General features: G+C 36.3%; 12 protein-coding genes and 1 pseudogene. 8 read left to right on the top strand and 5 right to left on the bottom strand.

Translation table 11 applies throughout. The features are described from left to right. Nucleotides 1-280 precede the first annotated feature (280 nt). Both FZC41_RS04475 and FZC41_RS04470 read left to right on the top strand, forming a co-directional pair. Complete coding sequence (locus FZC41_RS04475; protein WP_148566194.1) at nucleotides 281-742, top strand: RNA polymerase sigma factor sigma-70 region 4 domain-containing protein; 462 nt, start codon at nucleotides 281-283, stop codon at nucleotides 740-742. A gap of 209 nt (nucleotides 743-951) precedes the next feature. Beyond that, complete coding sequence (locus tag FZC41_RS04470; protein ID WP_148566193.1) at nucleotides 952-3,096, top strand: glycoside hydrolase domain-containing protein; 2,145 nt, start codon at nucleotides 952-954, stop codon at nucleotides 3,094-3,096. Between the two features lie 87 nt (nucleotides 3,097-3,183). Here FZC41_RS04470 and FZC41_RS04465 read toward each other — a convergent pair whose 3' ends face one another. After that, nucleotides 3,184-3,810 (bottom strand): hypothetical protein, encoded by a 627-nt coding sequence (locus FZC41_RS04465; RefSeq protein WP_148566192.1) that lies wholly within the window; start codon nucleotides 3,808-3,810, stop codon nucleotides 3,184-3,186. Nucleotides 3,811-4,311: 501 nt separating this feature from the next. Here FZC41_RS04465 and FZC41_RS04460 point away from each other — a divergent pair. Next, nucleotides 4,312-5,208 (top strand): DUF5655 domain-containing protein, encoded by an 897-nt coding sequence (locus FZC41_RS04460; RefSeq protein ID WP_148566191.1) that lies wholly within the window; start codon nucleotides 4,312-4,314, stop codon nucleotides 5,206-5,208. Between the two features lie 211 nt (nucleotides 5,209-5,419). On the opposite strand, the pseudogene FZC41_RS17865 reads toward FZC41_RS04460, so the two are convergent. Beyond that, nucleotides 5,420-5,684: pseudogene (locus tag FZC41_RS17865) on the bottom strand (hypothetical protein); the annotation flags it as partial. A gap of 527 nt (nucleotides 5,685-6,211) precedes the next feature. Here FZC41_RS17865 and FZC41_RS04455 point away from each other — a divergent pair. Then, complete coding sequence (locus FZC41_RS04455) at nucleotides 6,212-7,063, top strand: alpha/beta hydrolase family protein (RefSeq protein ID WP_148566190.1); 852 nt, start codon at nucleotides 6,212-6,214, stop codon at nucleotides 7,061-7,063. Nucleotides 7,064-7,218: 155 nt separating this feature from the next. On the opposite strand, the gene FZC41_RS04450 is transcribed toward FZC41_RS04455, so the two are convergent. Beyond that, nucleotides 7,219-7,845: a hypothetical protein gene (locus FZC41_RS04450; RefSeq protein ID WP_148566189.1), complete on the bottom strand. Its 627-nt coding sequence runs from the start codon at nucleotides 7,843-7,845 to the stop codon at nucleotides 7,219-7,221. Between the two features lie 668 nt (nucleotides 7,846-8,513). Here FZC41_RS04450 and FZC41_RS04440 point away from each other — a divergent pair. Genes FZC41_RS04440 through FZC41_RS04430 form a run of 3 tightly spaced genes read left to right on the top strand, consistent with a single transcriptional unit; the run spans nucleotide 8,514 to nucleotide 10,191 of the window. Further along, nucleotides 8,514-8,963 carry a MarR family winged helix-turn-helix transcriptional regulator gene (locus FZC41_RS04440; protein ID WP_148566188.1) on the top strand — a complete coding sequence of 150 codons (450 nt, stop codon included), beginning with the start codon at nucleotides 8,514-8,516 and terminating at the stop codon, nucleotides 8,961-8,963. 44 nt (nucleotides 8,964-9,007) lie between these two features. Continuing rightward, nucleotides 9,008-9,541: a flavodoxin family protein gene (locus FZC41_RS04435; RefSeq protein ID WP_148566187.1), complete on the top strand. Its 534-nt coding sequence runs from the start codon at nucleotides 9,008-9,010 to the stop codon at nucleotides 9,539-9,541. After that, nucleotides 9,538-10,191 carry a hypothetical protein gene (locus FZC41_RS04430; protein WP_148566186.1) on the top strand — a complete coding sequence of 218 codons (654 nt, stop codon included), beginning with the start codon at nucleotides 9,538-9,540 and terminating at the stop codon, nucleotides 10,189-10,191. Before FZC41_RS04435 ends, FZC41_RS04430 begins: the two co-directional genes overlap by 4 nt. On the opposite strand, the gene FZC41_RS04425 is transcribed toward FZC41_RS04430, so the two are convergent. Further along, a complete protein-coding gene (locus FZC41_RS04425) occupies nucleotides 10,181-10,861 on the bottom strand; it encodes a TetR/AcrR family transcriptional regulator (RefSeq protein ID WP_148566185.1) in 681 nt (226 codons plus the stop codon). The genes FZC41_RS04430 and FZC41_RS04425 overlap by 11 nt on opposite strands. Nucleotides 10,862-11,186: 325 nt before the next feature. Next, the gene (locus FZC41_RS04420; RefSeq protein WP_148566184.1) at nucleotides 11,187-12,626 is read right to left on the bottom strand and encodes a trimethylamine methyltransferase family protein; all 1,440 of its coding nucleotides are present in this window, start codon (nucleotides 12,624-12,626) and stop codon (nucleotides 11,187-11,189) included. A gap of 228 nt (nucleotides 12,627-12,854) precedes the next feature. Between FZC41_RS04420 and FZC41_RS04415 the strand changes: the two genes are divergently transcribed. Beyond that, the gene (locus tag FZC41_RS04415; RefSeq protein WP_148566183.1) at nucleotides 12,855-14,291 is read left to right on the top strand and encodes a trimethylamine methyltransferase family protein; all 1,437 of its coding nucleotides are present in this window, start codon (nucleotides 12,855-12,857) and stop codon (nucleotides 14,289-14,291) included. The last annotated feature ends 12 nt before the right edge of the window (nucleotides 14,292-14,303 follow it).

The raw sequence follows: 14,303 nt of genomic DNA, 5'->3' as shown, positions 1-14,303 counted from the left end.
ACCTAATCTGAGAGATCAGCTGTATCAGATTAATAAGGTGATTTAATATAGAACGTCAGAGTTATGCTTAAACTCAGGCGATTAGTGAAAGAAAGGCGAATCTTTTAAAATTTATAAAAATGATTCAGTAAAACATTTTTTTACTGAATCATTTTTTTTGTGTGACCGAATGAAAATTAGCCTTGCTCTATTTTAAGATGATTGACAGAGAGAAATATAAGGCGTATGATAATAAAAAAAAGAACATATGTTCTATACAAAAAATGAAAGGTGGGAAAAAATGAATTTACAGAGCAATCCCAAAGTTGCCGATAATCGACGGAGAGCCAAAAAAGAAAAGGGGAATAAAAGCGCGATTGATCAACACGTTAATGTGATGGATTTGAATCAAGAACTAATCATTGAGCAAGAAGAAAAAAAGCGATACGAAGGTCGTCTGGGCAAATTAGAAGCAAAATTAAGCGAAGCAAGCACCAGAGAATTTGAGAAAAAAATGGATTTGTTCAAAGAGATTCAAGGGTTGAAAGAAGTTATTGTAGAAAAAAACAGAAGCTTGTTCTTATTAAACAAAAGCAAGCGAATCATTGAAGAGTCAATATTACAGATGAATCAACTCGAGAAAAAAGTTTTCTATGCTCATCGATATTTGGGGAAAAGTCTTGTCGAAATTGCCGATGAGCTTAATCATGATTATGGTTATATCCGAACGGTTTCCGCAAGAGCCGATAAAAAGATGAAATAATCGAGATTGTTACTAGAGGTTAAAAATAAAACGGACACTTTGTATACAGCCAAATGAGAAATGTTTTGATAAACTGATAACATAGCAAAGAAAAATTGCCCGAAGTTGCATAGGGCGTAAAACTAAAGCAGAAAAAAGGACTGGTCCTTCTGAATTGATACGTGCACACTATTAATTCCATAAAATAATTTATGAAAGAAGGTATAAAAATGGATCAAAAAGTATTAATGACACAGGTATGGTTAAACAATACCTATTTGGGACGAAATGGTTATATCGATTGTGATGAAGATGGAGCAACCGGTAATGGAACAATCGCTTCTTTGATTTCAGCACTACAGATTGAAATTGGAATTGCAGGTCCAACGGGAGAGTTTGGTCCCGCAACCGTCGTAGCCTGCCCCACACTTCAAAGTGGAGCAACGGGAAATGGAGTAAAGATTCTCCAGGGAGCATTATGGTGCAAAGGTTTCTCATCAGCCGATTTAACTGGAACTTTTGACAGTGATACAATCTCAGGTGTGAATCAATTCCAGTCAGAAGCTGGATTTGTAGCGAACAGTGTGGTTACACCGAAAATTTTCAAAGGAATATTAAGCACCGATGCGGTCGTCCTGATTTCGAACGGAGATCCTCGAATTCGGGAAATTCAGAAGAATTTAAACAAAAAATATAGCGACTACTTTTGGAAAGACTTGAACATTGTTCCCTGCGATGGTATTTATGGACGAAACACCTGTAATGCCCTTTTATATGCATTCCAGGCAGCCGAGGGAATTACCGAACCCAACGGTGTTTTCGGTCTAATGACTGAAAATTCAGCACCGCTGATATCCATATGGAGTGACGAAACGGAGTTTGTTCTTTTATTACAACATCTATTGTATGTCAATGGCTTTGATCCCGGAGATTTTGATGGTGGCTTTGGCTATGGGGTAGAAAACAAAGTGATTGCATTCCAGGAAATGATGGCCCTGGATGCTGACGGAATCGTGGGTCTGTCCACATGGGCAGCATTGCTTGTCAGCAAAGGAAATGTGAACCGGAGTGCAAATGCAGTCGATACAACCTATCGGATTTCGCCGGCACGAGCAAGTTATTTAAAAGATACGGGTATTAACTATGTGGGACGTTATCTGAGCGGATACTGGCCAGTGACATTGACAGAGATTGATAGTATATTGGCAACCGGACTTCATTTTATTCCAATCTTTGAACGATCCGGAAGTGATGAAAATGCGGATCGTGTTACTGAAATCGGATATTTCACCAGCGCTCAAGGAACAAAAGATGCTTTGTATGCCATTGAAAAAGCGGATCGGCTGGGATTGCCGCGAACAACAATCATTTATTTTGCCGTTGACTTTGACGTATATGATTATGAAGTCGAATCAAATATTATCCCATATTTCAGTGCATTAAAGACAGCACTGAGTCAAAATTCTGATTACCGGGTAGGGATTTACGCATCAAGAAGCTCATGCAAAAAGGTTGCAAATGCAGGTTATACGGTCGCCAGTTATGTATGCGATATGTCCACTGGCTTTTCAGGAAATATTGGCCAGACAATCCCATCCAATTGGGCATTTGATCAATATGCCGAAGTAACGGTTGGACAGGGATGGCTGGCTATGGACGTTGATAAAGTGATTGCATCGGGAAGAGATAATGGGGTTGACGCGGTTACCGTCGCCAATTTACCTCGGGTTCTCTGCGAATATACACTGGAATCCCTTAACTTGACACCGACTCTCGGCTGGGCAAATGATGTAACCTATAGCTTCACGACTCCTATCGCTGATATACAATATAAAATGGGTATCAGTGGAGAGTTTACACCCATTATTGATAAAGAGAGTGTGCCGTCCAACAATAAAACCACACTTTCAATTAATAATGGTCAATTTGATGAGGTTGAGTTTTCCAGTGCACAATCGATTTTTAATAGCATGGATGCAGGCAATAAAGTGATTTTTGGAGATTCCGGAACCTTGCAACCAGTGGTTTCGATTGCAAATACGGTTGAACATGGTTCGATGACTGTTGCTTTTAAAATCGATGACACCGGAAATCTGCAAATTGACCTTCAGGTTGAGCAGGATATTCATGAAAGTAGCACTGATACTGAAACAATTTATGTTGAAGTGTGTTATACAATCAAGAAGAATTCTGATAATTCGAATGAACTGAATCAAATTGAAGAGGGCATAATAGCATTGACGGGAGTAGTTGCACTTGTTGTTTTAGCAATGATTTTGCTTGCAGAAGCACCAATTGCTGCCGGTGGAACAGCGATTGCCGGATTATTGGTACTGGTAGGTTTAGTATCAGAAGAGAATAGTAATTTAAAATAACGAAGCAATAACAATAAGGAACTATTGCAAAATGATTCAAATGGAATCATCTAGTGTAATAGTTCCATTTAAATAATTGATGAATATCTATTGAGAAGTATTATCTCTTTGACCTGGACGTGAAGCCTGGTGTTTTTCATCCAAAAATGTTCGGAATTCTTCTGGAGTTCCTTTCAGGAAAAGGCTTTTCTTAATGAGAAAAACCATTTTATACTTATGGGCAACGATGATAAAATGATCATTTTTTTCGTATACAAAGTGAACGAGATAGGTATTGTTCAGCAGGTCAGAGTACTCAAAGTGGTCGGAATAAAAAATCAGAGTGCCTGTAATATGCCCCTTTTTTATAGCTCTTAACTGTTCCAAATCTTCAGCGGCAGCATTTTTTTTTAACATCAATAGTTTTTTTAGATTAATATTATATTGCGTTGCAATGGTGCTATATTGCCAAAGTCGTGGAACGTTGAAATAGTAAAGAGCTGTAATCAGAAAGTATGCAGGTGCCATAATACGAATAAAGATATTAACTTTATTCAGAAAAATAGGTGATGGAATAATTAGCAAAAAAAGAGTTGAAAAAAAACCGATAACAAAACAGAAAATAAAAACTTTGCTCGCAGTTGGATAAGAAGAAGACTCATACCGATAATCATAGCAAGCTTTAAATAATTCTTCTTTTGTACAATCAATTTCAACGATAAATTCAGGTTCCATAGTTTATCTCCTGTAACGTTATTTTCCAATGAAATAAAAGACCGTGTCAAAAGCACTGAAAATTTTTCGAATATTTGAATTAAGAGGTCAATATTATAATTTTATCATTCATCATTGCAAAATACAAATCGGATACGATAAAATTGAGCTGCTTTTTAGCGGAACAATTTTTTTGAAATAAACGTTACAGACTTGAAAGTAGCTAAAACGCAATGATTTGTTTAATCTAGTGAAATATATGGGATTAAAAAAGAAAAATAATTTCGAAAAGTTGAGTTAAGTATAACCTTCTCCGCCACCAAGAAATACGCATCAACATTGATGTTTGATAGAACCTGTTACGTAAAGTAGCGGTTTTTTTTGTCGTTTAAAAAACATAAAGTGAGAAGAATATCTTTAATTATTTTATATTTCTGATACAATTAGTCGTAACGTTAATAAAATTGATTATATCGCATCAAGATGGTAATTAAAAATTGAAATACATCAAGGAGTGGTTAAATGGCTGAAATTAAATTATTCTCTGTACAAAATGGTGTTTCTGAGATTCCTTCCACCTCTGTTACTTTGGAGAAGGAGCTTCAAATACTTATTGAAAAGAATATGCCAGCTTTCTTTGGAGTAACCTTTCTCAAAAGTGAGTTTCAAATAACTAATGGACGGATTGACAGCTTAGGAATTGACGAGAATAACTGTCCTGTTATTTTTGAGTACAAGCGCAGTGTTAATGAAAATGTTATTAATCAAGGACTATTTTATCTTGACTGGCTGTTAGATCATATGGCAGATTTTAAATTATTGGTCATGGAGATTCTGGGCATAAAAAAAGCAAATGAAATTGACTGGAGTATTCCTTGTGTTATTTGTATTGCTAGCGACTTTACAAAGTTTGATGAACATGCTGTCAATCAAATGCAGAGAAATATAAAACTTGTGCGATATAAAAAATTTGGGAATGATTTAATACTATTTGAGCATCTTAATGCACCGACTGTTAAACCTATGATAGAGAACTTAAGTATTACTTTGCCGAAAAAAAGTGGAACTGATAAAACATTTTTACAACAATATGAGGGTGCCCCCCAAAAACTACAAGATATTTATGGAACCATTAAAGACTATATTTTGTCATTGGGAGACGATATAACAGAAAATCAACTAAAGTTGTATGTTGCTTTCAAAAAAATAAAAAATTTTATCTGTGCTGAAATATATCAAAGCAAGATTCTGTTGCACATGAGGTTAAACCCGGATGAAATAAACCTTGTAGATGGTTTCACAAGGGATATGACAGGAATTGGTCATTTTGGTACTGGTGATTTACAGATTCTTATTAAAACAGAAGAGGATTTTGAAAAAGCAAAGATAATTATTGATAAGGCATATAATAACAATTGAAATGCAATATAAAAAGCTTTTTAATTTAGAGGAATAACCAGATGGTGAAAGTGAGATGTTGGTGTTTTAAATAATTGTGATATCAGCAGAAAGGGATAAATGAATAATAAGCAGGATCATCTAGAGTTGATTGAAAAAACAGAATACATTCCTTCAGTTATTCCACGTAGTAGGTGGTAAGGTCTTTCTACTTAACTTATTGGTTTCTTGTAATATCACCAAAGCTGGAATAGACCGTTTTTTCTGGAGTATCCGTTTCGGCGGTTGTTTGTTTCCTTATTTCGATAATCATACTTCGTGTAGCCCAATTCGTCATCCGATTTGTCTTCCAGACTGTTCATAACTACCGGGGCAATCAATTTTTTTGACGAGCTCATTAATATCATTTTACTAACTTTGATCGCTGTTTCCTTTAAGAATTCTCCAATCAAAACCCTTTTTATTCTGCATCCACACCAGAATGCTATGACTATCATTGAATTTAAAGATAGCGGAGGCAATAGCACTTAAGATATTCGAAGCCGTCATCAGGTCAGTACGAGGTCGGATTGTCCTGATGACGGGTAGTGAAACACGTAGCTCTGCACCCATTCCCAAATGATGGGCTATAATGAATTCAATAACAAATAATTGTTATGAGCAACCACTATTATTCCTTTGCGCCTAGTTATTAAAAAATACACAGATAAGTCAAATAAAGTATCAAATTAATGCGTTTTATTTGACTTATCCGTCTATAATCTGGTAAATTTAAAGAAAAAAGTATGATTTGAAAAAGTTAATCAAATTCATATTTATCCAATGGATTTTGAAGAATTCTTGTGGGTGATGTTGGACTATGTCACACCAGGTTGGAGTAAATGAACCAGTCAAAGGTACAATAATAAGAAATGGGAAATTATTAAGTCGGACAATCGTGATAGCTTGTTTTAAGTTTTCGCTTTTTTAGAAATTATTTCCACAAATATTGTAATGTTTAGATAAGTGTTCAAAAGGAGATGTTATGTATAAAAAAACACAAGCATTAAATGAAACAGAAACTCCCGAATTTACGGAATCAACTGTTTTTATCCAAAATGGTAATTATCAAATTCCGGCTGCTATTTGTTTGCCAAATGGCCAAGGAACATTTCCTGCCGTCGTGATGCTTCATGGGACAGGATCAGATAAAAATGAAGTAGCTGATGGATATAAAATTGCCGCACATGCTCTTGACGATGCCGGAATTGCGAGTATTCGTATTGACTTTATTGGAAGTGGCGAAAGTAGCGAAGATTATATCAATTATAATTTTAAAACCGCCATTTCCGATACCGATGCTGCCCAAAATTACATTGGCGGTCTCGAAGCTGTTGATCCCAATCGAATCGGAGTTATGGGATGGTGTCAAGGTGGGACGATTGCTTTACTGGCAGCCGGTTCCAATCAGTTATATAAATCGGTTCTTTGTTGGGCTGGATCCATTGACCTCACTTTAATGGTATCGGAAGAAAATTATGCTATTGCAAAAAGGGATGGTTTCTATAATTTAACGTTTCCCTGGCGCGGTTCACTTCAACTAGGTCTCAGTTGGTTTGATGATGTACATACTACCGATGTTCTGGAAGTGTTTTCAAATTCGAACGCCCCAGTAATGACAATAAATGGTTCCGCTGATGTGACAGTTAACCCAATAACCGGAGAGGAAATTATCTTATCTTCACAGAATGAACAATCTAGAACAGAAATCATTGCTGGTGCTGATCATGTTTTCAATCTCTTTTCTGGTGATATGAGAGTTTTTAATCAACTTATGTCTACAACCATTGATTGGTTTATTCAAACGCTTACTGGGCAGCATAGGCCTGACTGCTAATTGATATTAAAAGGCAAGGCAACTTTTCGAAGTTGTAGGTTGGGTCATTTTTAATTGTAAATCAACAATGGGACGTCTGCAATTGCGGGACTATCCATATTAATGGTCTTAGCAACAAGGCAGAAGTAAGATTAAAAAAAGGAACTGATTTTAATCTATGATGCAGTTTGATGCTTTTCACCTGGATGAACAGCTTGATACTTTTCATCCAAAAATGTCCGGAATTCTTCAGGTGTGCCTTTAAGAAAAAGACTTTTCTTAATGAGCAAAACCATTTTTTTAGCATGACAGACGACGATAAAATGATCATCCTTTTCGTAAATATATTGAACCAAATATGTATTGTTCAATATATCTGAGTACTCAAAGTGATCGGGATAAAAATTCAGAGTACCTGAAATATGGCCCTTCTTTATTATCCGGATTCTTTCCAAATCTTCAGTGGTTCCACTTTTTTTAAGCAGGAATAGTTTTTTTAGAGTAACATTATATTGAGTTCCAATGGTACGGTATTGCCAAATACGCGGAATGTTTAAAACGTAAAGAAGCATGGCTAGAAAGCATAGAGGGATACAAAGAAGCAGAAAAATATTCGTATAATCTGGATATAAAGATGAAAAAAAGAACAAATAAAGAGATGGAAAAAAATTTACAGCAAAACAGAAAAGAGCGACGGCTATTAAATATTTATATAAAGGAGCTGCCTCATACCGATAATCATAACAAGCTTTAAGAAGTTCTTTTTTAGTACAGTCGATTTGAACGATGAATTTAGGTTCCAATTTTAAACCTCCAAAATTACTGGCATTTTGATTTCATAAAATGTGATGGAAATAAAATCAAAGAAGTTGATATCTTTATTTTAGCATTCAGATAGGGAAATAGCTCCTTTTAAAAAAAAATATTTGGGGGTGCGTAATTGCCAGTAGAAACCTACCTTTTCCGCTACCAAGAACTACGCTTCAAATATGATTACGTTTCTTATTTATGAATTGCCCAAACATTTCTGAATTACCTTGGAGGAATTGAGCTTTTCTAACAAGAAAAACCATTTTTCTAGAATGAGAGACAAGAACGAAGTGATCATCTTTTTCATAGAAGTATTCAATATCTGGATAGGTTTGGTTTATAATATCAGCGTATTCAAAGTGATCCTGATAAAAAATCAAAATACCGGTAATATGTTCTTTTTTTAGGATTTTGATCTGTTCCAAATCTTCAATAGATAAAAAATAGAAGACATGCTGACTGCTGATGTTAAAATACCCCCAACACAAGAAAATAAAAAGAGGAAAAGGCTTGTGATTTAAAAAAAGAACTTGCTTTGCATAAAAAATGTTGACATCAAATCATTTATGTAATATATTACATAAATGATTTGATACCGAAAAAGTGTATCAAATAACTGGGCATACAGCCTGTCGAAATATGAAAACGAGGAGTGTAATGGATGGAAGGAACAAGCTATGATCACGAACATTTTTTATTTGGTATGCTGTTTGCATTAGGAAACAGACTTCAAGCCATTGGCGATGGATTTTACGAGGAGCTTACCTGTAAGCAATGGTTTGTAATGGCCGGCATATCGATTTTTGAAGCTCATCCGCCAACCATGAATGAGCTTGCAGATACCATTGGGAGCTCCCATCAAAATATAAAGCAGATTGTCCTTAAATTGGAAAAAGCCGGGTTTGTGGAAATCTATCGAGATGAAAAGGATCGGCGAAAAACCCGAGTTAAGCGCAAAGAAAAAAGCTTTGAATTATCACAAAAATATCAGCAGAAAGAAATAGAATTTATGAGTGCATTATATGATGGCATTGAAGATGAAAATTTAAAGATAACAACAGCGACCATTGCGAAAATGGAGCGGAATCTCATTAAGATAAAAAACTACTGAGTGAAGAATTGTTTATAAAAATAGTTATAGAAAAGAGGGCTTAAATGATAACCATTTTATCAGATGATACCAGTCAAAATATCGGCAAAAGAGTGTATGAAGGATTATGTGAAAGAGACGCAGAGGTGGAATATATTTCTCTTGACGATGTCAACATGGGACCATGCTTCAGTTGTGGAGGGTGTACGGACAAAACCTATGGAAAATGCATTCACCGAGATGATGGCGACTGGATTTTTGGCAGCTTAGTTCGGTCGAATATTATGGTGTGGGTAACCCCTGTTACCTGGGGATCCTATTCATTTAAAACAAAAAGGGTGCTTGATAAATGCGCGCTAATTGGGGATCGCCATTATTACCTGAAAAATAGAGAACTGGTAAAAAAAATGGCGGACAATATTCAAGGGTTCTATGGGATTGGCATAAAAGATCATTGCCGTGAAGAAGAAAAACAGGCGTTTGAAAACCTGGTTGCCGAAAATATAAATATCATGAGTGTTGCTGGAAATGCCTATGTGCTGGACAATGACGCCAGTGAAAAAATCATCATGAAAATTGTGGAGGAAATAAGCAGATGAAGAAAGCAGTAGTCATTAACCTAAGCCCTAAAAAAAACGGAACAAGTGTAATGCTGGGCAATTTATGTCTGGGCTTTTTAAATGAACGCGAGCATCAGGGAGCAATTGTCCATTTATACCCTCATCTAAAAGATTTGCAGCAGGTACTCAGTGCCATCGAGGGAGCCGATACTGTTATCATGGTTGGTCCCTGTTATATCAACACGTACCCAGCGGATACGGTTTATCTATTGGAAGAAATCATCAAACATAAAACAATTCTTCATGGTCAAAATCTCTATGGGATCATTCAAGGGGGAATGCCCTATGTCCATACCCATGAATCCGGATTGAAAATGCTGAAACTGTTTGCCAAAGAGGGTAATGTAAATTATAAAGGTGGCTTTGTCATCGGTTTAGGGGCAATGTTAAATGGACAGCCATTAGATAAATTACCCAATGGAAAAAAAGCAAACCGGTTTTTTAACGAATTTTTAAATCATGTTGCAAATGGAGAAAATTCGACCGCGGCATTATATCGTAATGCCCAATTAAAATTGCCGGGGATAGTTTATTGGGGGATGGCCAATCGGATGAATAAGATGATTGATAAAGGATTAAAGGAAAAAGGCATTGATGTGACACAGCCCAGTCCATATTTTAAAAATTAGGGTAGTCAAGTGAAGGTCTTTCTGCTTCAGGCGATAAAAGGAGGATATTCACCATTGGAAGGGTTTCCAAAATGGTATCGGCTTTTTCAATTTTTTCAATGATAAAATCGTTTGTAAATCCCAAGTATGCCCAACGCATAATATCGATAGCATCCATAATATCCTTATGGGAAAAATGATCTTCATAAGGAACTTCCTTATTCGTATATAATTGCCCCCAAGATGTTGATGTTGCGATAGCTGCGATCTCTATTTTTTTAGGGTCAAAGTTCATATCATAGTATTCTCCTATTTTTTTGCAGTCCCTCACAAAATCTTGATCATAATAGGATTCTTGATAAACACTGACATAAAAATCAAAATCTCTTTTATTCTCATACATTTCTCTTAAATCAAATCGATATAGAACAAGTAACTTCAATAATGGATCCAAGTTTTCTTTTACCATTTCATTGAAGAGCAGCTCCATCTTTTGATGATATTCATCAATTATCTGATGAGCGATATCGTATTTTCCATTAAAATGATAATAAGCCAGGGCGTGGTTCATCCCAGCTTTTCCAGTGATATTCCGAACTGTTGTTTTTTCAAAGCCAAGTTCATAGAATGATTTTTTGGCAAATTCTAAAATTTTTTCACGGGTCTCTTTGCTTTTTTTATAAGTTGTCATGCGGTTCTCCGGTTTCTCTTTTTTATCTCCTGTAGCCCTTTGTTTAGTTTATTTTAACACACTTTTTCTTTTATCTTCAAGTTTTGTTTATGTCGTTGAATCTATTTGAGCGAGTCAGTTTTTTCGATGCCAGGAACAGCATAAAACATATGAAAGAGAGGGCCGCTATTGCTTTCTAAAAAAACACGTAATTTTCAGTATCATACTCAGCGTTTTATCATGGTACTAAAAAAGATGATCTCTATTTGTTATAGAGATCATCGTAATGTTTAATACTGTCCGTTGCAGTTATTTGTTTGTTTTTAGAAAAACCGCACTGATTAGATTAAATTCGTTCTTTATACTGGTCTGGCAAGTAGAGTGCTAATATTTTTTGCTGCTCTTTAGTGATTTCTGGGGCCACATAAGAATCAATTCTTTCTTTAACTGCTTTTTGTGCCACCGCTAAAATTGAGATTGAACCTTCGTTTTGCCAAACATTGGAATCTTGTTTATTAAAATATTTGGGCAGATAAAATTCTTCCCGATACATTTTAGGTGTTCTTCCCGTAAGAAATGAGCCGCGAGGACCGACTTTTTTAATTTCTTCAAAACACACTTTCTCATCAGAATCATCAATGCCCTTAACCATTCTTCGGGCAAAAGCGATGCATTCTTCATCCAAAATAAATTTTTCATAGCTATATAAATTCATACTCCCCATCATGCCACTAGCATGAAAAATGAGGTCAGTTCCGCACTCCATTGAAGTTTGCATCATAAACATCGATTCAGCTCCAGCCTGGTAATCGGTATCTTTGGCATCCGACTGAGCACCACCGGTGCGACAGGGCACATTATAGTAATCGGCCATGGCCGCTGTCGCATAACACATCAACATCGTTTCAGGGGCGCCAAAACTAATCAGAATGGTTCTTAGGTTTGTGGCAGCTGAAGTATTGCCGTAAATAACCGGGACACCTGGCCGTATCATTTGGGCTAAGGCATTAATTGCTAAAATTTCGGCATTCGTCATCACCAGGGTGGACATCACCGAAGGCGGTGCTGTTAATGCCGGCATCGCGCAGGGAGAAAGCCATAGCGGCTGATTTTCTTCACAAAAGGCGAACATTTTTTCTAGCGGTGCAAAATCATAGCACAAAGGCGAAATTGAATTGACACAGAATGAATTTACATGTTTATCATTGTTTTCGAAGCCCTCAAACTCCCGTATGATTTCAATGCTTTTTTTTGTTGCGTCATATATTAACGTGCTTTCCATTAAAAAAGTATTCGGATCGATGCAAGCTGGTTGCTTACTGTATTTTAATAATAGTGCTTGAGAAGAATAAATTTTCTGTTCTTTCGTAAAATGCTCATCATTTGGTAAAAAATCGATGTATTGATAACCGATTTCAGTACTGGTTGAGTTTAATTTCAAAATATTGATAATGTCGTTGTTTACAGTTTTCCTTATTTTACTATTTTCAGTGATATAGACTGGTCCGCCACTTGGCATTGTAATACGACTTTCGTTTCCAATCACGAGGTTTCCCTTGGTGTTCGAAGATAATTCAAAAGATGAAGGCGCCAGTTTCATGGCATTGACAACCGTCATCTCGTCTAAATATACAACGGAACCCTCGACTTTGACGCCATTATTTTTGAATAAATCAAGAGCACGCTGGTTTTCAAAGCGAACTCCGACTTCTTTCAAAACTCTCAATGATTGCTCGTGAATTTTTTCCATCATTGCCTGAGATACATAATTACGATAATTTTTCATTTCTTCCTCCAGTTAGTTTTGATTTTTGCAAAATTTAACCCGGTTAAATTATTTCCAATTCTACTCCAAGGTTTTAGATAAGTCAATATATTTTTAAAAGTACTATTTTTTACGAATTTAACCCGGTTAATATTTGTTGACATTATCGTAAAGATATGTTATATTACAATCATCAAAATTAACCGGTTTAAAATTGAAATTAAAATTCTCAGAAAGAAGATTCTAATTATGAAAAAGTATTCTCATTATGTGTCAAAGACAGACGTCGAAGCAATCCATCAAAAATCCCTGGAAATTCTAAAAACAGTGGGAGTTCGCTTTGAACACCCAAAAGCACTTGAACTTTTCAAACGCCACGGTTGTCTTGTTGAAGATGAAATCGTCTACTTTGATGAACAGCTCATTATGGATTCGATAAAACAATGCCCCGAAGTTTTTGATATGTACTCAACCAAAGGCTCCATCACGATTGGAAACGGCAGCCGTCTTAATATGCCGGCCTGTGGTTGTGTGTATGTCCAGGATGATGGAGAAATTCGCCGGTTTCGCAACGATGACACCATCAACGTTTTTAAACTATCGGCAACTAGTCCGGAAATGAACTATCAGTATATGGACTTTTTCCCAAATACTAGTGGATTTACACAAGATCAAAAAACTTTTTCCAATGTTGGAATGCTTTTAAAATACAGTCCTCAAATCGCGTGCTATGATCCGGATACATTTACCATTCCCCATGAAAAATTATTTAAAACAACTGTTAAAAGCATTGAAATGATCAAGCAATTTGAGGGTGTTGTTGATGATAATCGTTATGTTAATTCTTTCTGTGTCAATTCACTCTCGCCTTTGTGTTATGATTTTGCGCCGCTGGAAAAAATGTTTGCCTTTTGTGAAGAAAATCAACCACTATGGTTCACACCCTGTGCCATGCCGGCTTTAACTGGACCCCCTTCTGTTTTTGGCACACTTTGCATGACCAATGCGGAAATTTTAGCTGGAATAACATTGGCCCAATTGGCCCAACCTGGTATCCCGGTGATTTATGGCAATACCTCATCTTCAACGAACTTAAGAAGTATCCTACTTAGCATCGGTGCTCCTGAAACAGCCCTGATGGTTTATGCGACGGTGGCGATGTCTGATTATTATCATATTCCAAGCCGTACCGGCGGCAGCCTCAGTGATGCCAAAGATGTCGATTTCCAGTCTGGCTCTGAATCAATGATGATGATCAACGCTACCCTTGAAGCGGGTACTGACCTAATCCTGCATGCCTGTGGGATCATGGGTTCCTTTAATATTTTCAGCTATGAAAAGTTCCTGTTAGATGAAGAAAACATTAGCTTTTCACGACGACTTCAACAGGGTATCGATATTTCTGATGAAAAAAGCTGCCTGACGCTTATTGAAAAAACTGGTCCACGAGGGAGCTTTTTGAAAGGTCGAACCCCTAAAATGTATCGCGAAGAATTTGTGATGCCAAAATACTTTAATAAACAAGATCCAAATGTATGGCAAAATGAAGGTAGTATTTCTCTAAAAGAATTGACAAAAAAAGCGGCCTTTGATCGTATTGCTACCTATCAGGCACCTGTGATCACCAAAGAACAGGCAAAAATAGTGGCTCCGTATTTACCTGATGCTTATAAAGAAAAAATCTAATTTAATAAATGG

This window comes from Acetobacterium paludosum (assembly GCF_008086595.1).
Classification (GTDB): domain Bacteria; phylum Bacillota; class Clostridia; order Eubacteriales; family Eubacteriaceae; genus Acetobacterium; species Acetobacterium paludosum.
This window is presented reverse-complemented; position numbering and strand designations above follow the sequence as displayed.

Bases quoted from the DNA above. Each gene is read 5' to 3' on its own strand.
- FZC41_RS04475 (WP_148566194.1), top strand. From the start codon at position 281: ATGAATTTACAGAGCAATCCCAAAGTTGCCGATAATCGACGGAGAGCC.
- FZC41_RS04430 (WP_148566186.1), top strand. From the start codon at position 9,538: ATGAAGAAAGCAGTAGTCATTAACCTAAGCCCTAAAAAAAACGGAACA.
- FZC41_RS04470 (WP_148566193.1), top strand. From the start codon at position 952: ATGGATCAAAAAGTATTAATGACACAGGTATGGTTAAACAATACCTAT.
- FZC41_RS04460 (WP_148566191.1), top strand. From the start codon at position 4,312: ATGGCTGAAATTAAATTATTCTCTGTACAAAATGGTGTTTCTGAGATT.
- FZC41_RS04465 (WP_148566192.1), bottom strand. From the start codon at position 3,810: ATGGAACCTGAATTTATCGTTGAAATTGATTGTACAAAAGAAGAATTA.
- FZC41_RS04440 (WP_148566188.1), top strand. From the start codon at position 8,514: ATGGAAGGAACAAGCTATGATCACGAACATTTTTTATTTGGTATGCTG.
- FZC41_RS04425 (WP_148566185.1), bottom strand. From the start codon at position 10,861: ATGACAACTTATAAAAAAAGCAAAGAGACCCGTGAAAAAATTTTAGAA.
- FZC41_RS04415 (WP_148566183.1), top strand. From the start codon at position 12,855: ATGAAAAAGTATTCTCATTATGTGTCAAAGACAGACGTCGAAGCAATC.
- FZC41_RS04455 (WP_148566190.1), top strand. From the start codon at position 6,212: ATGTATAAAAAAACACAAGCATTAAATGAAACAGAAACTCCCGAATTT.
- FZC41_RS04420 (WP_148566184.1), bottom strand. From the start codon at position 12,626: ATGAAAAATTATCGTAATTATGTATCTCAGGCAATGATGGAAAAAATT.
- FZC41_RS04435 (WP_148566187.1), top strand. From the start codon at position 9,008: ATGATAACCATTTTATCAGATGATACCAGTCAAAATATCGGCAAAAGA.